At 54.9% G+C, this 21,327-nt stretch carries 12 protein-coding genes; 5 read left to right on the forward strand and 7 right to left on the reverse strand.

The window, feature by feature from the left end; genetic code table 11:
• Window positions 1–335: 335 nt before the first annotated feature.
• Window positions 336–1,079: a DsbA family protein gene (locus tag PUV47_RS00970; protein WP_274216580.1), complete on the reverse strand. Its 744-nt coding sequence runs from the start codon at window positions 1,077–1,079 to the stop codon at window positions 336–338.
• Window positions 1,080–1,144: 65 nt separating this feature from the next.
• Window positions 1,145–2,458 carry a M48 family metalloprotease gene (locus tag PUV47_RS00975; protein ID WP_274216581.1) on the reverse strand — a complete coding sequence of 438 codons (1,314 nt, stop codon included), beginning with the start codon at window positions 2,456–2,458 and terminating at the stop codon, window positions 1,145–1,147.
• Between the two features lie 330 nt (window positions 2,459–2,788).
• Between PUV47_RS00975 and PUV47_RS00980 the strand changes: the two genes are divergently transcribed.
• Window positions 2,789–3,901, forward strand: coding sequence for a pyridoxal phosphate-dependent aminotransferase (locus PUV47_RS00980; protein ID WP_274217403.1), 1,113 nt, complete (start codon window positions 2,789–2,791; stop codon window positions 3,899–3,901).
• A gap of 71 nt (window positions 3,902–3,972) precedes the next feature.
• On the opposite strand, the gene PUV47_RS00985 is transcribed toward PUV47_RS00980, so the two are convergent.
• Window positions 3,973–7,260: an Rne/Rng family ribonuclease gene (locus tag PUV47_RS00985; RefSeq protein WP_274216582.1), complete on the reverse strand. Its 3,288-nt coding sequence runs from the start codon at window positions 7,258–7,260 to the stop codon at window positions 3,973–3,975.
• An 889-nt stretch (window positions 7,261–8,149) separates the two neighbouring features.
• Here PUV47_RS00985 and PUV47_RS00990 point away from each other — a divergent pair.
• The 3 genes from PUV47_RS00990 (at window position 8,150) to prfB (ending at window position 13,254) form a co-directional block, all read left to right on the forward strand.
• Window positions 8,150–9,367: an N-acetylmuramoyl-L-alanine amidase gene (locus PUV47_RS00990; protein WP_274216583.1), complete on the forward strand. Its 1,218-nt coding sequence runs from the start codon at window positions 8,150–8,152 to the stop codon at window positions 9,365–9,367.
• 194 nt (window positions 9,368–9,561) lie between these two features.
• Complete coding sequence (locus tag PUV47_RS00995) at window positions 9,562–12,012, forward strand: penicillin-binding protein 1A (RefSeq protein ID WP_274216584.1); 2,451 nt, start codon at window positions 9,562–9,564, stop codon at window positions 12,010–12,012.
• A gap of 110 nt (window positions 12,013–12,122) precedes the next feature.
• Window positions 12,123–13,254, forward strand: a protein-coding gene (prfB, locus tag PUV47_RS01000) for a peptide chain release factor 2 (protein WP_274216585.1) whose coding sequence is annotated in 2 segments (ribosomal slippage) — window positions 12,123–12,191 and window positions 12,193–13,254 — 1,131 coding nt in all. Because the reading frame shifts where the segments join, the coding sequence is not laid out codon by codon here.
• A 65-nt stretch (window positions 13,255–13,319) separates the two neighbouring features.
• Here prfB and PUV47_RS01005 read toward each other — a convergent pair.
• The 3 genes from PUV47_RS01005 to bcp all read right to left on the reverse strand — a co-directional run bounded on the left by PUV47_RS01005 (window position 13,320) and on the right by bcp (window position 16,094).
• Window positions 13,320–14,669, reverse strand: a complete 1,350-nt coding sequence (locus PUV47_RS01005; protein ID WP_274216586.1) for a M23 family metallopeptidase — start codon at window positions 14,667–14,669, stop codon at window positions 13,320–13,322.
• A 91-nt stretch (window positions 14,670–14,760) separates the two neighbouring features.
• On the reverse strand, window positions 14,761–15,606 hold the full coding sequence (locus PUV47_RS01010; RefSeq protein ID WP_274216588.1) for a ferritin-like domain-containing protein: 846 nt from the start codon (window positions 15,604–15,606) through the stop codon (window positions 14,761–14,763).
• Between the two features lie 11 nt (window positions 15,607–15,617).
• On the reverse strand, window positions 15,618–16,094 hold the full coding sequence (bcp, locus tag PUV47_RS01015) for a thioredoxin-dependent thiol peroxidase (RefSeq protein WP_413697779.1): 477 nt from the start codon (window positions 16,092–16,094) through the stop codon (window positions 15,618–15,620).
• A 259-nt stretch (window positions 16,095–16,353) separates the two neighbouring features.
• Between bcp and PUV47_RS01020 the strand changes: the two genes are divergently transcribed.
• Window positions 16,354–19,563: an AsmA-like C-terminal domain-containing protein gene (locus PUV47_RS01020; protein ID WP_274216589.1), complete on the forward strand. Its 3,210-nt coding sequence runs from the start codon at window positions 16,354–16,356 to the stop codon at window positions 19,561–19,563.
• A gap of 85 nt (window positions 19,564–19,648) precedes the next feature.
• On the opposite strand, the gene tyrS is transcribed toward PUV47_RS01020, so the two are convergent.
• Window positions 19,649–20,902 carry a tyrosine--tRNA ligase gene (gene tyrS / locus PUV47_RS01025; protein ID WP_274216590.1) on the reverse strand — a complete coding sequence of 418 codons (1,254 nt, stop codon included), beginning with the start codon at window positions 20,900–20,902 and terminating at the stop codon, window positions 19,649–19,651.
• Between the last annotated feature and the right edge of the window lie 425 nt (window positions 20,903–21,327).

Here is a 21,327-nt window from a genome sequence, read left to right on the forward strand (position 1 = left end):
TACACGGGGCATGAACTCTCGTTGAAGTGGTCAGCAGGACTTTCCCGTGCCATTCCAGCTTCACTCAGTATCTTGGCTGCCAATTTGTGAGGGATATGCTGAACAACTAAGTCTTTCTTTAGGCAGTAACGGAATTAGTGCCTGAAAATACAACAGAGTCTGTGCCCAAGCCTACGGGGCGCGAATCAGCGCAACTCCCTCTTTAGGTCAACCTCGATTTCATGGGGCTGTTATAGAAGTTGATCGGACAGAGGAAAAGGGTTTTGTCTGTCCGATCATAAGCAAGAGCAATATTTCCCGCTAAAACTTGCGGAAAAAACACCTACGGGTTGTTCCTAGTCCCGTGCGTCTGCAATTTTTTCTTTCAAGGTCTCATAGCCAACTGCGCCAATGACAACCTCGTCGCCAATGACATAAGAGGGCGTGCCGCTCAGACCAAGCTGATTGGCGATCTCGAAAACCTCTTGGAAAGTAGCCTGTACTACACCGGATTCCATGGAGTTGGTGAGGTCAGTTTCGCTAATGCCAAGGGTGAGGGCAATCTGCATGGCTGTGTCGCCGGAAGCACGAGATTGCTGGGTGAGCAAGCTGGTGTGAAAGTCCTCGTACTTTTCTGGCGCCACATCGTTGACGGCGATGGCAACCTGAGCTGCCTCCATAGAAGGTTGGCCGAGAACCGGAAATTCCTTCAAAACGACGCGGAGGTTGCTGTCCTCTTCGATCAAACGAAGCATGTCACTCATGGCGCGCTTGCAGTAACCGCAGTTGTAGTCGAAGAACTCAACGAGGGTCACATCGCCTTCAGGGTTGCCCAGTACCACCTGATTTTCAGAGTTGAAGATGATGTCTGAAAGCGAGGCGACGGCTTCTTTCTTGGCCTCTTGTTCAGCGGCAACACGGCGCTTTTCAAGTTCAGTGAGAGCTTCCGTGATGATCTCCGGATTCTCAATGAGGTATTCGCGGATGATTTTTTCTACATCGGAGCGCGTCTCGACAGTCTCTTGAGCCTGCGACACGGTGGTGATTGCAACCAGGGCCGTGAAGGCAAGTCCCAAGGTTCTGCAAGTGGATTTCAGCATAGTTTCTCCTGTGCCCCCGCAACTGGCGAGCGGCCTCACTGGTTCAACGAATCTTCGAGTACCGATTATCTAAGTGCTCTGTCTACCTTATAAGACAGAATGTCATCAGCCTGCTGCCAAGACGGTGAACCGGTTTTCAATTGTTTTTGAGCGCGGGCCGCATAGCGTTGAGCCGCACGAACATCGCCGCGCGCCATCAAGCCCCTTGCTGTTGCCAGATCCGCCATGGCCGGACTGCCTGAGCGGGCATGGGCGATGGCGAGCTGCTGGTAGCCAACAGGGGAGTATGGGTCTTTCTGCAGTGCGGCTGTGAGCAACCGGCGTGCTTCCGGCAGGTAGTCCTTTCGCTCCGAAGCCACCATGGCAAAGCCGAGCCAAATCTCGAAATGCGGATTGCCCGGGAACATGGAGAGCGCCTTACGGAACGGGGCGACCGCCTGTTCCGGACGACCGCCTTCCAGCAGAGCTTGTCCCTTAAGCTCGTGGAAGTATGGGTTCTGCGGCATCTGTCTTATTAGCGCATCGATCTGCGGTATGGACTTATTCAAACCATCAGCGCGCATGGACGCGATTGCGCGGGCGTATTGCGCTGGCAAGGACTTGTCCTTGCGCGGATACTGCCGGTAGACGGTGTTGCGGTGACTGGTGAAAGCAAGAAGCTTGGCCCGGACCATGTCATGTTTGAACTGCAGGTGCTCCGGATCTTGTTTGTTGAAATACCTGCTGTTTTCAGCCTTCTCCTTGAGCGCGTTGAAGCGCTGGCGCGGCATCGGGTGACTGATGGCATAGGGATCGGCATGGCGTGCGGCAAACAGAGACTGATCTGCCATGCGCTCAAAGGTGGTGAGCATGCCCTTGGCGGATTGCTGGGTCCGCTCCAGATAACGCAGGGCTGCCTGATCGGCTGCGGATTCTTCTGAGCGGCGATAGGCCAGGAACGTGCGCTGACCAAGTGCGCCACTGCTCATGGCTGCTGCGGCACCGCCACCTGCCACGTTGGAGTTACCGGTTGAAGCCCCGGCAGCTGCGGCCCCCACACCGAGGATCATGCCAATTACGGAAATGATTTCCGCATTGGCGGCTGCCTGACGCATGCGCACAAGGTGATTGCCCGCAATGTGGCCTGTTTCGTGGGCGATCACGCCGATTACTTCTGAAGGCGTTTTAGCTTCCATGAGCACGCCAATGTTGATGAACATGCGGCGTGAGTCGGGAACAAAGGCGTTGAAGCTTTTGTCATTCACGAGAATGATGTCCACCTGACCTTGAGGCAGGCCAGCCACACGAAAAATGGGCTTGGCGTATTCGCGCAGCAGGTTCTCTGTTTCCGCATCGCGCACCAAAGGAAGTTTTCGGCTCTGAGCTTGAGCTGGGGCCACCAACAGGTGCGGAAGAAGAATGGCAGTGGCAGCTACTGTTGCAACAGACTTCCTTGCGACGGACGTAGCTGTAGCGCGACGAGACCTTGGCCGGTTAAGGTTCGAAAAGAATCGTTTCAGCAAGAGTGTGCCTTTCGACGTAGCGCAGCAAAACTAAGGCAGTTTATGTCGTAAATTCCCGAATAGTTCGTGTAACCCTAGAGCATCCAACGACGGCGGGATTTTGACAAAGCATAAATGAGATCAATCTGATCTCCAACAATACAGAGGTAATGGGACTTGGCAATTTTTAAACCGTCAAATCGGAGTGAGGTCGCCCCTTTTATTGCCATGGATGTGATGGCTGCGGCCAACAAGCTGGAAGCGGAGGGCGCACGCGTTCTGCATATGGAAGTGGGGCAGCCGGGAATGCCTGTCCCGGACCATGTTCGGGTGGCTGCAGAGGACGCATTGGCGAGTGGCAAGCTTGGCTATACGGAAGCGCGGGGAATGCCCATCTTGCGAAATGCGTTGATCAAGCACTACGCAGAGCACTATGGCGTGGACGTTGCAGATGAGCGGATTGTGGTGACCACCGGCTCCTCAGCCGGGTTCAATCTGGCTTTTCTGGCAGCATTCGATCCCGGAGACAGGGTTGCGTTAACGGCCCCCGGATATCCGGCATACCGCAATATCCTCAAAGCACTTGGTCTTATACCCGTTGAAATTGAGGTGGGACCCGAGACCCGCTGGGCACTCACGCCAGAGCACATCGAAAAGGCTCATGCAGAGGCGCCGTTGAAAGGGGTCTTGGTAGCAAGTCCCGCCAATCCGACAGGCACCATGATGACCCCCGAGGCCTTGAAGGACCTTGTTGAGGCGTGCGAGGCAAAAGGCATCTGGTTTATCTCCGATGAGATCTACCATGGCCTTTCCTATGAAGTGCAAGAGGAAACGGCACTCAGATTTTCTCAAAAAGCGATCATCATCAATAGCTTCTCCAAATACTACTGCATGACAGGCTGGCGTATCGGCTGGATGATCTTGCCAGAGGAGCTGGTCAGGCCCGTTGAGCGGATTGCCCAGAGCCTCTACATTTCTGCGCCGCAGCTTTCTCAGATTGCGGCAGCCGCCGCTTTTGAAGTGAAGGACGACCTTGAACGCGTCAAAGCGGTTTATCAGGAAAATCGCGCCATTCTGCTGGACGGGTTGGCAGCAGCCGGATTTGACGAGGTGATGCCTGTTGATGGGGCATTCTACGCCTATGTGGGCGTGCGTAAATTCTCCAATGACAGTCTCGATTTCTGCAAGCGCATGCTGGAAGAAATTTCTGTGGCCTCGACGCCAGGAGCGGATTTTGACCCGGCGCACGGTGCGGGATACATGCGTTTCTCATTTGCCGGACCGACTGAGGACATCAGGGAAGCCATGACACGCCTGAAGTCGTGGACGGCAAACTTCTGATTGCCAGCGCGTGATGGAAATAAAAAGGGCGGCACGAGGCCGCCCATTTTGTTTTGCGCTTCAATAGCTGCTTAGAAGAAGGAGCGGCGCTGCCACCAACCTGTGCGGCGCGGGGCATCCTTGTCCATTTCAACCGACTCGTCCGGGTTCAGCTTTTCGCTTGTCACCACAGGCTGAGCAGGGGCTGACTTGGCTGCAGGTTTAGCAGCCACGGGCTCTTCCTCTTCAGAGACGACTTCGGCCAAGATTGGCTCCTGAGCCTTAGAAGGGGTCGCCTCTTCCTTTTCTTCTTGGGCCTCAACAGGAGCTGCTTCGGCCTCGACAGCTTGTTCTTCGGCGATCGGAGCTTCCTCGCGAGGCGTCTCAGAACCTGCTTCAACACCTTGCGCTGTTTCTACGGTCTCAGTCTCAGCTGTTTTAGCAACTTCTTCCGCTTCTTCAGCCTTTAGAGCGCCTTCGTCATCTGAAAATGCAGAAGCCTCGGTATCAGCCACAGCCGCTTCTTCAAGCGGGGCTGCTGCTGCGGTTGGTGCTTCCTCAGACGCCGGCTCCTTGATTTCGATTATCTGAACACTTTTTGCTTCAGCCTCTGGAGAGGCTTGTGCAGCAGGTTCCTCAGCAGTGGCAGCACCTTTACTGGCATCAGTCTGTTCTGTGGTTTCTGCGGCCTTTTCAGCTTCCTCTGGACTGGCATCCACCTGTTCAGTTGCCTCAACGACTGCAGCGTCCTCGGCACCTTCAGAGTTTTCTGAGGATGCGTCATCGTTGCCATCTGCGGCTTCCAACTCGCCATCTTCTTTACGATTGCGGCGACTGCGGCGTCCACCGCGACGACCACGGCGACGGCGGCGACGACGGTCGTATCCGTCTTCATCTTCGGAGCCGTCTTCGTTGCCATCCTTTGCTTCGGTTGCTTCGGTTGCTTCGCCGTCTGCAGAGGCTTCTGAATCCGCTTCCTGCTCTTCGCTTGCCTCGGCCTCATCGCCTTCAGCTTGCACTTGATCCTGATCGCGTTTGTCACGGCGACGACGGCGACGACGACGACGGCGACCGGACTTTTCTTCGCGGTCTTCTTCTTCTTCGTTGGTTGCCTCTACTTCAGCTTCTTCGTCCGCTTCGATGTCTTCGTAGTCTTCAACAGGCGGCAGAGCATCCTGCTGAACGGACACTGGCATTACCTGCGGGCGAGGGGACACGGAGACCGGCTCTCCGCGTTCCAACGTGAAGTGCTCTCCGGTCACGCTGTCATCTGCCTGAACAGTGATGCGCGGTCCAAAACGCTGCTCAAGAGAAATGAGGTGATCGCGTTTGTGGTTCAGCACATAGAGCGCCACTTCAGTCGGCGTGCGGATAATCAGGTCATGGCTGGCATTGCGCAGCAGCTGCTCTTCAACAGAGCGCAGAATGTGCAGAGCCAGAGATTCCGTGGAGCGCACAATGCCGGAGCCGCGGCAATGCGGGCAAACCACGCTGGAGCTCTCAAGAACGCCGGTACGCAGACGCTGGCGTGACATTTCCAAAAGGCCGAAATGCGAAATGCGGCCAACCTGAATGCGGGCACGATCTGCCTTCAGGCATTCTTTCAGCTTGCGTTCAACGGCGCGGTTGTTGCGACCTTCTTCCATATCGATGAAGTCGATGACCACAAGGCCAGCAAGGTCGCGCAAGCGCAACTGACGTGCGATTTCCTCTGCCGCTTCCATGTTGGTGGCGAGGGCAGTGTCTTCAATGTTCTGTTCGCGGGTTGACTTGCCGGAGTTCACGTCGATGGAGACCAGAGCTTCAGTCTGGTTGATGACAATGTAACCGCCGGACTTCAGCGTAACCTCTGGCGAGAACATGGCATCGAGCTGTGCTTCAACGCCGAAGCGATTGAAGACAGGCACCACATCCCGGTAGGGCTGAACATTCTTGGAATGGCTCGGCATCAGCATCCGCATGAAGTTCTTGGCTTCACGGTAAGCTTCTTCGCCAGCGACCAGAACCTGATCGATGTCCTTGTTGTATAGGTCGCGAATGGATCGCTTGATTAGACTGCCTTCCTCGTAAACGAGGTTCGGTGCCGTGGTGGACAGTGTCAGTTCACGAACGTTTTCCCAAAGGCGCATGAGGTATTCGAAGTCGCGGCGGATTTCCGCCTTGGTGCGACTTGCACCTGCTGTGCGCAAGATCACGCCCATACCAACTGGCACGCCCAGATCCTGAGCGATTTCCTTCAAGCGCTTGCGGTCGGTCGGTTTGGTGATCTTTCTAGAGATCCCGCCACCGCGATCCGTGTTTGGCATCAGGACGGAATAGCGACCTGCCAGAGACAGGTAAGTGGTAAGAGCTGCACCCTTGTTGCCGCGCTCTTCCTTTACCACCTGAACCAGCAGAAGCTGACGGCGCTTGATAACTTCCTGAATCTTGTAGTTGTCGCGCAGACGGCGCGCACGCTCTGGAGCGATGTCGAAGTCGTCGTCACCGTCACTGTCGTTTGAGCTGATTTCTTCGGCGTCGTCGGATGAACGGGCTTCCTTTTCGTCACCACTGCGGCCTTTGCGCGAGCGACGGCGGCGGGAGCCACGGGAACGGCGACGGCGATCGCCGCGCGCCTGAGCCTGCTCAGCGTCACCATCTTCGTCGTCTTCGTCAGACGCTTCATCGTCGTCGCTGTCATCTGAATCATTTGAAGATGAGAGGGCTTCAGAGGAGCTGTCATCTTCAGCTGCATCAGCACTGTCGGAGGATGTCTCATCATCATCAGAAGAGTCAGACCCAGACTTTGCTGTCGGCGCGGACTGGCTTACTTCGTCTTCGTCAGACGTGGTATCGGTCGCTTCAGAATCGGAGCTGTCGTCATCATCATCGTAGGACGCACCTTCCGGCACGATTTCTTCGATGCTGTCCTCATCGTCATCATCTGGCGCATTCAGATCGCTGTCGTCATCCAGCGCGTCCTCATCCTCAGACATGTCCTCAGTGATGACGTCATCGTCCTGATCGCTACGCCGTGCAGCAGAGCGCTTACTCTCCTCGCGTTCTTTTTCTTCACGTTCCCGGCGTTCGCGCTCACGCTGATGGGCCGCAGCTTCTTCAGCAAGCTGGCGTTCCAATGCTTCGCGATCAGCCTTGGGGAGCTGGTAGTAGTCAGGATGGATTTCGCTGAAAGCCAGAAATCCGTGTCTGTTTCCCCCGTACTCAACGAATGCGGCCTGAAGAGAAGGTTCTACTCTTGTTACTTTGGCCAGATAAATATTGCCGCGCAGTTGTTTCCGGTTGGCAGCTTCAAAGTCGAATTCTTCAACCCGATTTCCGCGTACGACCGTCACCCGGGTCTCTTCCGGGTGGGTCGCGTCTATCAGCATCTTGTTTGCCATGAATGCAGTTCTCCACGACCCACCAGACTGGCCGGCGCAAACGGCGCTCGAGCCTTAACGTGCTGTTGTGGGTCGCTACTTTGTCGATGTTAAAAACTGAAGGGGAGGATCGGCGACGCGCTGCACTCAACAGACCGGTTGGCACGTCAAAACGAGCCCTGGTATCTGTCTTCAGTGTTTTCAAATTGGCGCGCATCTTGTGCAACCGTGTCCTCAAAGATCTCATTGGGTTGCCGATCAGACCAATGTCCTGACCCGCAAACTGGTTGGTGCCGAACGTTCCGCACCACCTACAGGGGTGTCCTGAATTCTGACGGGTCCAAAGGAAGGGCAGTGCCCTCGCTCCCCCGATCAGATCCGGGACTGTTATCTACAAGTTTTTGCAGGTCATTTGCCTGCAAACTTTCTAAATTCCATCTTGCCATCTGGCGGCTTGGTCCAATCCCCTTAGGTGCCTCAGAGTTATTCTTTCTGCCTAAGGTCTTGGATTCGCGGCCAAAGGATCACTTCCTTTTCCCATGCGCCAAGAGCGGTTTCAAGGTCTTGAATGCTCCTTAACGTGAGAATGATTGCTCCAAATTACGGGAGGCAATCAGAAACCTGACATGTTCTTTTACGATCAGGAGAGCCACTTGGCAAGATTGGGGAAATCGAACTCAAAGTTTGACACAGACCTTTTAGTAGGGTGTTAAGGAGCGAAAAGGCGGCTACCCGTTATTTTATCGAGGTTAGCCACATTTTTGCGATCTCTGAAAGTTAGGGTGCTGCCACTTTAAATCGGGCAGCCGCTAGAGGTGGACGTGTGCGGCTTGTGAGGAGGGGATTGTTGATCTCACGCCTAGCATCCAGAGGGTGTAGTGCAATAAACGGTGCCATTTTAAGGCAGACCATGCTTTTTTTGGCTCTATTATTGGCTTTTCTGACTGTTTTTTCCGGTGCGGCCGACGCGCTGGAGCCGCCGGAGCGCGCCAAGGTCGTCGACGCTCGGGTAGCCGGTGACAACGTGCGGACACGGTTCATTATCGATATGGATCGTGAGATCGCGTATCACGTTTCATTTATTGCCAATCCGAACCGAGTGATCATTGATCTGCCGGAAGTTGAGTTTGATTTCCCTGAGGAATTTGAAGCCGAGGGGCGGGGACTCGTGGAATCCTGGCGTTATGGACAGGTTTTTGTTGGTCGCTCTCGCGTCGTTCTAGACCTGACTGGCCCGGTGAACCTGGACAAGTCCTTCCTTCTGCCGGGCGTTCAAGATCAGCCTACGCGCCTTGTTTTGGATCTGGTTGAGGCGGATCAGGCCTCGTTTGAAAAACAGGCACAAGAATTCGCGCTTGGTATGCGGCCGCAGCACAGTGGAAAATCAGATCGGGCTGTAAAGACCGCCGCAGAGAAGTCCGATCGCCCGGTCATCGTGATTGATCCTGGGCATGGCGGTATCGACTCTGGCGCAGTAGGGGATAACGGGACGCTGGAAAAGACAATCGTCCTGCGGTTTGCCAAGTTTTTGAAAGAGAAGCTCGAAGAGGAAGGTAACTACACCATCCATCTGACGCGGGATGATGATCGATTCATTCCGCTTCGTGGCCGGGTTAATATCGCGCGTGAGCTTCAGGCCGACCTGTTTATTTCCGTTCACGCTGATTCCATTTTGCGCGGGGCGTCCACGACCCGAGGCGCGAGCATCTATACGCTGTCTGAACGGGCCTCTGACCGATTGGCCGAGGCGCTGGCTCAGCGCGAAAACCGGTCTGACCTTCTGGCGGGTGTTGATCTTTCCGAAGAGCCGGATGAAGTGGGAGATATTCTTGTGGATCTGGCGCGGCGTGAGGCGAAGAATTTTTCCATTCATTTCGCCCGGCTGGCGGTTGAGGAACTCAAGAGCGCCACAAAGCTGATCAATAATCCGCTTCGGTCTGCAGGATTTCAGGTCCTGAAAAGCTATGATATCCCCTCGGTTTTGATCGAGCTTGGGTTTCTTTCCAATTCGTTAGATGAGAAGATGCTAGGCTCTGATGAGTGGCGCGACAGGGTGTCATTTGCTTTGGTGCAGGCCATAAATTCTTTTTTCAAAGCGCGCATTGCACAGAATGTGCAGCAGGATTAAACAGTTGTGCGCTTTGTGCCGCAAAAGCAACGCCTCAGCATTGCCATATTAAGGCGCGATGAGGGGGCATGAAGCTGAACTCTAAAAGAGCGGTAGGTGGGGCCTGCAACTCGAAAAATGAGTAGACCCGCTGCTGAGGTCAGCTACAGAGACACGCACCAGACCACTGCGGGATTTGGAGACGAGCCCGAAAGATGAAGTTTTTAGTTAGAGCCTTCGGATATTTGTTTGGCGTAGCTGCAGTATTCGGCTTGATTGCTGCTGCTGGCCTATGGATTTATCTGAACAAAATGTCCGAAGATCTGCCCGACTTTACAGCGTTGCAGACTTATGAGCCGCCGGTAATGACCCGTGTCCATGCCACGGATGGCCAGCTGATGGATGAGTTTGCGCGTGAGCGTCGGCTTTTCCTGCCAATCCAGGCTATTCCTGATCGGTTGAAGCAGGCTTTCATTTCGGCAGAAGACAAGAATTTCTACCAGCATATGGGGATCGATCCTCAGGGCATTGCGCGCGCGATTGTGACCAACCTGCGCAACCGTGGCTCTGGTCGCCGTCTTGTTGGTGCGTCCACCATTACACAGCAGGTGGCAAAGAACTTCCTGCTGACCAGCGAAGTTTCCTATGAGCGCAAGATCAAGGAAGCATTGCTGGCGCTGCGTATGGAACAGACTTATTCCAAGGACCACATCCTTGAGCTTTACCTCAACGAGATCTACCTCGGTGTGGGCGCTTATGGTGTGGGGGCCGCATCCCTGATCCTCTTTGACAAGTCAGTTCATGAGCTGAACCTTGCGGAGATGGCTTACCTGGCCGCCGTGCCCAAAGGGCCGTCCAACTATCACCCGTTCCGCTACCGGGACCGCGCCATTGAGCGTCGTAACTGGGTGATCGACCGGATGGTTGAAAACGGCTATGTGGATCCGCAGGAAGCTGCAGAAGCCAAGGCGATGCCGCTCGAAGTGAAGCTGCGCGAAACGGGCACTCGTTTGAAGGGTGCAGAGTACTTCTCTGAGGCCGTACGCCGAGAGCTTGCCAGTCGCTATGGTGAAGAGCGGCTTTATGAAGGTGGTCTTTCTGTTCGCACCTCGCTTGACCCGAAACTGCAAATTCTGGCTCGCAGGGCGCTCAAGGAAGGCCTGTTGAAGTTTGACCGTTCTCGTGGCAAGTGGCGCGGTCCGCTCACAACGTTGGAAATTACCTCGAACGACTGGGGGCCAGAGCTCGCCAAGGTCGAGCGTCTGGACGATGTTCCAGAGTGGACAACCGCAATCGTACTTTCCACTTCCAATGAGAATGCCATCGTCGGCATTCGCCCTGAGACCGTTGCTGGTGGAAAGCTCTCTACCGAACGACTGCGCACTCGCCTTTCTCTGGAGGACATGAAGTGGGCACGAGTTGACGGTCGGGCACCGCGGAATGTTCAGGAAGTGCTGAAGCCGGGCGATGTGGTTTACGTCGAAAAGACCGGTGGTGACACCTATGAACTGCGCCAGGTGCCTGAAGTTTCCGGTGCACTTGTTGCCATGGATCCCAACTCGGGCCGTGTGCTGGCAATGGTTGGTGGTTTCAGCTTCGACCAGAGCGAGTTCAACCGCGCAACGCAGGCATGGCGTCAGCCGGGTTCGGTGTTCAAGCCATTCGTTTATGCAACTGCACTCGATAACGGCTATACGCCTTCTTCCGTGGTGCTGGATGCGCCGGTTGAAATCGAGCAGGGGCCTGGGCTTGGTGTTTGGCGTCCGCAGAACTATGGCGGCAAATTCTACGGCCCGTCCACGCTGCGCACCGGCATCGAGCTTTCGCGTAACGTGATGACCGTGCGTCTTGCTCAGGACATGACCATGGATCTCGTGGCGCAGTACGCCAAGAGTTTCGGTATTTATGACAACATGATGCCGGTACTTTCCATGTCTCTGGGTGCTGGTGAAACAACATTGATGCGCATGACCAATGCATATTCGATGATTGCCAACGGTGGTCGCCGTGTGCAGCCGACCCTGATTGACCGTATTCAGGATCGCTATGGACGTAACATTTACCGCAGTGATCAGCTTGTATGTGACGCCTGTGCCGTTTCTGACTGGACCAATCAGGAAGAGCCAGAGTTGATCGACACGCGTGAACGCGTTCTTGATCCAATGACGGCATACCAGATCACCTCCATGATGGAAGGTGTGGTCCAGCGCGGTACGGCAACATCCGTTAAGGCAGTTGGGCGTCCAGTTGCAGGCAAGACCGGTACGACCAACGATGAGAAAGATGCTTGGTTCGTGGGCTACACGCCTGAGCTGACTGTTGGTGTTTATGTTGGTTATGACACGCCCCGACGCATGGGGCGGGGTGCAACAGGTGGCCAGATTGCAGCGCCGATCTTTACGGCCTTCATGAAGGACGCTCTTGCGAACACACCGCCAATGGAGTTCAAGCTGCCTGCCGGTTTGCAGTTGATCCCGATCAACCGCCGTACTGGTCTTCGTGCCAATGCTGGCGAACCGGGCACCATTCTGGAAGCCTTCAAACCAGGTACAGTGCCTCCGGACAGTTATTCCGTGATTGGTTTTGAAGATGAGATTGGTACCTACAGAACCCTTTCTCCTTCTGCCGTGGAAGCGGTGACCGTGGGTACGGGCGGTCTTTATTAGGCCGAAAAACCACCAGACAAGATTGCAATGCACTTGGAGGGCGATTAATGTCGCCCTCCAGTCTTGTGAGCTAGACTCTAACTTCTTCAAATAAAACAGTGAGGTATCCGATGCGCGCCGAGATGGAGGCCATCGTTGACGAAATCAAGCAGGCCGTAAGCCTGCTGAGGAGGCATCTTTGACTGGGACACAGCGCTTGTCCGTCTAGATGAACTCAATGCTCTTTCCGAGAATCCGGACCTTTGGAATGACCCGAGCAATGCCCAGAAACTGATGCGTGAGCGTCAGCAGCTTGATGACAGCATTTCTGGTATCCGGAAGCTGCAGCAGGATCTCGCCGACAATCAGGAGCTGATTGAGATGGGTGAGATGGAAGATGACCAGTCGGTGATCGACGAAGCGGAAGCTGCTTTGAAAGAGATGCTGACCTCCGTCAACAAACTGCAGCTTCAGTCGCTCTTGTCCGGTGAAGCGGATGGAAACGACACCTATGTGGAAATCAACTCCGGTGCGGGCGGTACTGAAAGCCAGGACTGGGCCAGCATGTTGCTTCGCATGTATCGCCGTTGGGGCGAGCAGCAGGGCTACAAAGTCGAGTTGATGGAATACAACGACGGTGAAGAGGCTGGCATCAAGTCTGCAACGCTTCTGATCAAGGGCGAAAACGCGTACGGCTGGATGAAAACGGAAGCCGGTGTTCATCGTCTGGTGCGTATCTCGCCGTATGACAGCAATGCCCGCCGCCACACCAGCTTTGCGTCCGTCTGGGTATACCCGGTGGTTGATGACAGCATCAACATCGAGATCAACGAAAGCGAATGCCGGATTGATACATACCGGGCATCAGGTGCTGGCGGTCAGCACGTGAACACCACCGACTCCGCGGTACGTATTACACACTTGCCGACGGGCATCGTAGTGCAGTGTCAAAGCGAGCGATCTCAGCACAAGAACCGCGCTACGGCTTGGAACATGCTGCGAGCTCGCCTTTATGAAGCGGAGCTTCAGCGCCGCGAAGAAGAGGCGAACAAGGAAGCTGCTTCCAAGACTGACATCGGGTGGGGACACCAGATTCGGTCTTATGTCTTGCAGCCCTACCAGCTGGTCAAGGACTTGCGCACAGGTGTTGAAAGCACCGCGCCAGGGGATGTTCTCGATGGGGCTTTGACACCGTTCATGGAGGCAACGCTCGCGCAGCGCGCCTTTGGCACGGGTGAGAACGTCGTTGAAGACATCGAGTAAAGCTCGGTTGATCCTCAATAGATCCAAAAAAGGCCCCGCTTGGGGCCTTTTTTAGTTGGAAGGGATTAGCTTCCCAATATTCCTTCGAGGCGTTCTCCAGCCTGAATAAATGGCATCGGATCAACCGGCGCGTTGTTGATGCGGGTTTCATAATGCAGGTGCGGCCCTGTTGAGCGGCCGGTATTGCCGACTGCGCCAATCATGTCACCAGCATACACATTGTCGCCCTTGTCGACGAAGATCTTGTGCATGTGAGCAAAGCGCGTCGTCATGCCATTGCTGTGCTTGATTTCAACAGACTTGCCGTAACCGCCGCGATAACCGGAATAGGTGACCTTTCCATCCGCAGGGGCGCGGATGGGCGTACCTACGGTTGCCTTGAAGTCGACGCCGGTGTGCATGGCGGGGCGCTTCAGGAACGGGTCCATACGTGCGCCAAAACGGCTTGTGATGCGAGAAGTGGATAGGGGAGCGGCAAGTGGCAGTTCTTTGAGTTCAGCTTTAAGCCGATGACGCCATGCTAGAGCCTGCTCGGTCTTAGTGAGGAACGTGTCGAAGTCTGCGCCGGGCAGCGGCACATAAGGCCCACCAACTGAAGCCTGCTCAGCGGCAGGAACATCGACTTTCAATGAGCTTGCGACGCTTTTCATTGAGTTCAGGTCAGCCTGTGCGAAGGCGAGCACAGCTGCCAATACGGCCTTGCTCTCGTCGATCTGACCTTCGAGTTGAAGTTCCAGGCTGGAAAGCTCTTCCAGATCCTTCTCGACTTTTGGTGATGGTACCGCGGTTGGTGCCATGGCAGCGCTTGCTGCTGGCACACCAGAGGTGGTTGGCCGCAGACCGAGGAGAGCACTCGGGTTCTCAAGTGGTACGGGTTCACCACCAACAGAGTCTTGCAGACCATTTTCAGCGAAGGAGATAACGGAGGCCTGAACAGAACTCGGTTTATCACTGGAGGTCGGCTTGCGAATGGGGATCGGACTTTGCACGAGGGATGCGATTTCCATCCCACTGTCTTTGGCCAAAGCCAGAATGCGGGTGAGTTTGTTTTGGCGTTCCTGAAGCGCGGCCTGTCGGGAGCGGATATCCGTAAGGCTTTCACTTGCCCGGTGCTCTGTAATTTGTTGCTTTGAGTTTAGTGTCTCTATGCGGCCACGAAGACGCGTGATTTCATCTTCGTATGAGCGGCGCAGTTCGGTTTCCTTCATGACGGTGGTTGTCAGCATTTCGTCGCGCATCATGAGGTAGGCGGTAGCTGAAAAGTAACCGATGGAGAACACGAGGAGCGTGGTGCCAGCTATGACGGCGGTTGCCGGATGTAAGGTAAATGCCTTCTCTCCGCGAGGCGTTTTGAGAATGACGTAATGCGGAATCTTCTGCCCGACTCGCTTCTTTTTCCGTAGCGCAGAAAGCATTGATTATCCTTACAAACTAACTGGTATCACTGGCTCTTGACTGTTCTCCATTTAAAGGGGTTATGGTTAATAAAGGCTAACCTAGGGGTGTCTATCCGGTAAGACGGATGAGGGGGCGGTAGAATCCGGGCGTCAAACCAGCCTCTGAGCGTGCCCTGTCATTGAACGGCGGCTTGAGTGGTCCTTTGAAGTGTTCGCGAACAAGTTCATGGAACTTCGGTTCCGGTTTGATGCGTTCACGATCGCACATGAAGCGGAACCATTTTGCGCCAAAGGCCACGTGCCGTTTCTCATCTCTGTAGATGACTTCAAGCACCCGCGCCGTTTCCGGATCGCCGCTACTGCGCGCCTTCTCAATCATGGGCGGAGTAATGTCGAGGCCGCGCGCTTCCAGCACCAATGGTATGATTGCAAGGCGGGCGAGCAGGTCATGCTCGGTGGATTGGGCCGCTTGCCACAAGCCGTCATGCGCGGGCAGATCTCCATAGCTGGCACCAATCGAGGCCAGATGCTTTTCCAGCATGGTGAAGTGTTTGGCTTCTTCCAGTCCCACCTGAACCCAGTCATCAAAGAAAGAGCGCGGCATTGGTACGCGGCAAAACCGGCCCAAAAGGTCCCAGGTCAAATCAATGGCGTTGAGCTCAATGTGGGCGAGGGAGTGAAGCAGGGCCAGTTTGCCAGCTTTTCCACCCATGGCCCGCTTGGGCATATCGCGGGGCGGCAGCAACACCGGCTTGTCTGGTCTGCCCGGACGATTTGGCATGTCCTTGTCGAGGGCGGACCTGTGCAGGCCCAGCCCTCCGGAAAACCACTTTTGCGCCACCTCGTAAGCCAGTGAGGCTTTCTCACTAGGGTCGGTAGCTGCAACAATGGCGCGCGCCCCGGATTTCAGCGATTGAATGCTCTGCTCCGGAGCGGTTTTGAGTGTATGCGTCATGTACTTGATTACTAGAGAGATTTAACAGCTTCCAGCACGGCTTCAGCGTGTCCGGGAACCTTTACCTTACGCCAGATCTTGGAGAGGTTTCCATCTGCATCCACGAGGAACGTGGAGCGTTCCACACCCATGTACTTTTTCCCATACATATTTTTTTCGACCCAAACCCCATAGGCTTCGCAGGTTTTTGTTTCTGGATCTGAGGCCAACGTGATTGTCAGCTCATGTTTTGCCTTAAACTTGTCATGCTTGGCTGGTGTATCGGGCGAAATTCCGACAATTGTGGCACCTTGAGCTGCGAAGTCTTCTGCAAGTTGCGTGAAGGCGATTGCTTCTTTGGTGCAACCCGGTGTGTCATCTTTCGGGTAGAAGTAGACAACAACCGGTTTGCCTTTATGGTCAGCCAAGGTGATCGTTGCGCCGCCGTCCGTTTCCAGTGTGAAATCTGGTGCCGGGGCACCTTCGGTTAGAGCCTCAGTTGTCATCATGCATCTCCTCAAGAGGTGTTGATCGGGAGTAATCCTGATCGCGATTATTAGAAGTGTGTCATGCAGAAGTCAGCATGCACAACCTATCGTTAGCTGGTTATCATCTGGATCGATTCGAGTTTTTTTCAATCGGGCCGAAACAAGGAATTTAACGCTGTTAAAGAGGCTAGGCAGAAGGCGGGAAAGGATACAGCGCCAGAAAAAAGCCAGTTGGCGCCGACGGGCTCTCGTTGGCATTGGTGCGATCCTGATCGTCCTCGTGGTTGGGTTTGTTGTACGTGCCGCTTCCGGGCCAATCAATATGGCCTTTTTGGTGGAGTGGGCTCTGGGCCAGTTGGAAGACGGCCCAATCAACTTGCAGGTAGGGGCCGCGCGGTTGGATCTTTCATCCGGCGAAGCGGTCATCATTCTGGAAGAATCTGTGATTTCGGTTGCGGGCACCTCTTCAGCAGAGGTGTTGTTGCCGCGCACGGAGATCGATGTCAGCCTTGTCAGCTTGCTTACCGGCAACGTGGAGGTAACGGGGGTACGCCTTGACCGCCCAAGTGCTGATCTGTTTATCGGAGGCCGCAGCGCACCGCTGCCAAAACTGCAGAGCCAGGTCGTTGCCATCGACAAGTTCAGCATCCTGCTAGCGGAAGAACTCAGACGCCGTAACCTGCAAAGCGTCACGGTGACCAATGGCGCGGTGACGATCAGCAGCGCTACCGGCGAGTTCAACGCAGACGGAATTGATGCCGTTTTTGAAGTGCTTGACGAGGTTTCCTTTCAGATTGAGTCAAGTCTTTCGGGCGAACAGGGCCGTTGGTCTTGGAACATGCGGCGGAAGGTCTCTCCGGAGACGGGTGAGCGGTCCATTTCTGTCGAGATGGACGGTGTTGCCATCGGTGATCTGCTGCCCAGTAATGTGGACCTTCCGCTCGACAAGGGGCGGGGGACGCCGCTTTTCGCAAATGCCGAGGCTGTGTTGACGCCCGCGGGTTCCTTCAAGGAGGCCGAATTGCGGCTGCGAACCGGTCGTATTCGCGTGCATCTGACAGATGCGGATGTGAACCTCGACGAAGTATTCATCAGCTTGAAGGTGCTGCGAGACGAGCCTGAAATCCTGATCGGGCGTTCTTATTTCGTGCGTGGGCAAACGCGCGCTGTGTTTGGTGGTGTAGTCAATCCCCCAGCCTTTTCGGGCGCGCCTTGGACCTACTCACTTGGTTCGCGGGAGGTCGTCGTTGCGCCAAGCGACGTGAACGCACCGCCGACCATTTTCATTGACGCTTATGTCGATGGACGCATCGACATGAACCAGAAGACCCTATTCATTGATGCGGCGCGCCTGTTGGGCTTGAGTGCTGACATCAACGTGGCAGGGTCTTTGTACTTCGGGGATGATGGCCCCTGGCTGGCCTTGTCATTGGTTGCACCGCGGCTGACGGCAGCGCAGGTTCTGCAATTGTGGCCTGTTCCTGTGGTGGCAAAAACGCGTCATTGGTTGGTGGAGCACATAAAAGCCGGTGCCGTTGAGAACCTTCGGCTTGATTTAGGACTCGGGCCCGCTTCTTTTGATGGCAATCCGGACAACCGGGGCTGGGTTGGCGATGCCGTTACAGCCAGCTTTGACATCAACGATGCGGCGCTTGCCACTCTGGATAGCTTACCGATCGCTTCGAACCTGAGCGGCACTGGACGGATCGAGAATGAAACCCTGATTGTGGAAGCCAAAGACGGTGAGTTCCGCATGCAGGATGGCAAGATCATCCATGTCGATGAGGTAACTTACAAGACACTGAACCTTGCTTTGAGGCCTGAGCGGTCTCACGATCTGTCCTTGGTAATTGATGGGGCCGCTGCTGATCTTGGTGTGTTGGTCAATGCGGAGCCGTTCCGGGCGCTTGAGCGCCTCAAGCTCGTCCCCAGCGATTTGACTGGTGCTGGCAAGCTGAAGGTCGAGGCCGCGTTCCCGGTACAAGACGACATCAGCTTTGATGACGTCGTATGGCGGGCAGAGCTTGAGACCAAAGGGTTTTCCAGCAGCCGCGAGATTGGTGATCAGATTATCTCTGAGGCTGATCTGGTTGTTGTTGCAAACAAGGAGTCCGTTACCGTTCAAGGGGCCGGCAAGCTGAACGGCCTTCAGGCACAAATTGATCTTGAAAGCCCGATGGACGGCGTGGAAGGCCATTCACGGCAAGGCATTGTGCTTGATGCAACGGTTGATGCGCTTGCTGAGCAGGGGCTCGATCTTTCACAGTTCCTGAGCGGGCCACTTCAGATTGAGCTTTCAGAGGTTGATGGGACAAAGGTGTATCGTCTGAACCTGACGCGCACGACCATCAATCTGGACCCCGTTGGATGGACAAAGGCTTCTGGCGTGAAGGCAGAGGCCCGTTTTCGCATGTTGGAATCCGACAGCGGGCGCACCATTCATAACTTTGCGCTGCTATCGGACGGCGTGGAAATTCGCGGAAATGCTAAACTCAGCAATGATGGCGAGTTGGAATTTGCCGATTTCTCGCAGTTCAATCTGCGCCCGAATGATGAGGTTGAAGTCAGCATTCGCCATGATGCAAGGCGCGGATACGACGTTGATGTACGCGCCCAACGCCTTGACGGGCGCGGTATACTCAAACGCTTCAAGTCCGCAGGCACAGGTGAGGCCTCAAATGCCAGTTCAGGCGCGGATAGCAATGAACCCCTTCGGGTGAATGTTCAGCTTCGCAATGTCACTGGGTTTGGCGGTGTGTTGGCGAGCCAGCTGGACGGCACGATTTCTCTTCTGGGCGATACCCTTCAGAGCATGGATCTTTCGGGGCAGACCTCGCAGCGAAATCCGTTCAAGTTTGACCTCAAGCCGTCAGAGCGGGGCAAGCGCCTGTCTCTCAATGTACAGAATGTTGGGGAACTGTTGAAGTTTGCCGACCTGTTTGCCCGAATGCGCGGTGGTTTTGCGTTCGGTCAGGTGGATATGCCCGCAGAGCGGCAATGGCAAGGCAATGTCGTCATCAAGGATTTCTCGATTACGGAAGATCCAGCCATTCAGGCTTTGGCGAAGTCACGCCAGCGCAATTCAGCTTATCGCCGTGGCGAACCTGATTCAGCGATGTCGACTGTTGCCAGAAGTGGAGAGGCGTCCTTCAACCGCATGGGCATAGAGTTCAACCGCAATGGAGATATCCTGTATCTGACACGTGGTGTGCTCGCAGGTGCCATTATTGGCGGTACTGTTGAGGGGACAGCGAACCTCTCTTCCAAGCAGCTGGACATGACCGGTACCTTTGTACCTGCCTACAGCATCAACAACTTCCTCTCGAAAGTTCCGATCCTTGGACTGGCCCTCGGTGGAGGCTCCGGTGACGGTGGCTTGTTCGGTGTGACCTACAAAATGACGGGGAGCTTTGAGGATCCTAAGTTCACCATCAACCCGGTTTCAGCGATCGCACCCGGTATTTTCAGGAAGATCTTTGAGTTCCAATAGGTGAAGCGTTCAGAAAATGAGTCATGAAAAAAGGCCAGTCCATTGAGTGGACTGGCCTTTTTGTGATTCTGGGTTGCCGCTTGGCTTAGGCCGGGCGCATCAGAACGTGCTTTTTCTTGCCCAGCGACAGCTTGATGATGCCGTCCTCGGTAAGGTCCTGCATGGTCAGGACGCGCTTTTCGTTGGTCTCTACCGCATCGTTAATGCGCACTGCAGAGCCTTTCACGTTGCGGCGGACCTCACCATTCGACTGGCACAAGCCAGCTGTGACGTAGGCGGAGAGAAGCCCGATACCCGCTTCAAGATCGCCAGCCGGAACCTCGACGGTTGGCAGGCCTGCTGCGCTTTCACCTTCTTCAAAAGCTTTGCGAGCGGTCTCGGCAGCAGCTTCAGCGGCTTCACGGCCATGTAGCAGAGCTGTAGCCTCTGTCGCCAAAATCTTCTTGGCTTCGTTGATCTCAGCCCCTTCCAAGGCGGCGAGGCGGGAGATCTCGTCCATTGGAAGAATTGTGAAGAGCTTCAGGAAGCGCTCCACATCGCTGTCTTCCGTGTTGCGCCAGAACTGCCAATAGTCATAGGGAGACAGCATGTCCGCGTTGAGCCAAACAGCGCCATCGGCGGTCTTGCCCATCTTTGCCCCCGAAGCGGTTGTGAGCAGCGGTGTGGTGAGCGCAAAAAACTCCGTTTCGGTCATGCGGCGGCCGAGATCCACGCCGGAAAGAATGTTGCCCCACTGGTCAGAGCCGCCCATCTGCAGTCGGCAGCCTGTGCGGTTGAAGAGTTCCACGAAGTCATATCCCTGCAAGAGCATGTAGTTGAACTCGAGGAAGGAGAGGTGCTGCTCGCGTTCCAAGCGCAGGCGCACGCTGTCGCGCTGGATCATTTGGTTGACGGAGAAGTGTCGACCCACATCCCGCAGAAATTCCAGATAGTTCAGTTTCAACAACCATTCGGCGTTATCGAGCATTACAGCGTCGGTAGGACCATCACCAAATGTCAGGAACTTTTCGAAGACTGTTTTGATGCCAGCCTTGTTCGCCTCGATGGTTTCGTCAGAGAGCACCTTGCGGCTTTCGTCCTTGCCAGTTGGGTCGCCGACGCGTGTGGTGCCACCACCCATGAGGGTGATTGGACGGTGACCCGTCTTTTGGAACCAATAGAGCATCATGATCTGCACCAAAGAGCCCACATGCAGGCTGGTAGCGGTGCAGTCGAAGCCGATATAGGCGGTTACGGTTTCGCTTGCGAGGAGCTTGTCCAGCCCGTCGGCATCGGACAACTGGTGAATGAAGCCTCGCTCATCGAGGACCCGCATGAATTCGGATTTATAGTCGCTCATTTCCCAAACCTGTTTTGCAAAGACGTGACCAGCCTCCTCGGGCGTAAGTCGTTGTGCGTTCTATAAAGGAGAATGTTTTGGGTTGCATCCGTTTTTGCGGCCAGTCCAACGGTCTGCCCGGCAAAGCTTTCCCAATCTCGAAGAGTTTCCAAAATGAGATCTAGTATGTTTCAAAATGATAGAGGTTGGCTCCATATTGACCACGTTAAAATGACCAATTGTTTCTAATGGAAGCTCTGAAACTGATTCTGCGGAATTTGGGCTGTGAAAAAATGTTGAGGCAACTTCGAATTATTCGCCAGACTGAAGGGGGATGAGCCTGATATCCGGCATAATCTCAGGATAAATTGCAAGTTGCCGGAGCCGGCAAAAATAACGTTGTGCGCTTTGCAATTTATCTTTGAAATATCAGCGCTTTGGCGGTC

It is taken from the genome of Pseudovibrio exalbescens, from assembly GCF_028737195.1.
In the GTDB taxonomy this organism is placed as follows: domain Bacteria; phylum Pseudomonadota; class Alphaproteobacteria; order Rhizobiales; family Stappiaceae; genus Pseudovibrio; species Pseudovibrio zosterae.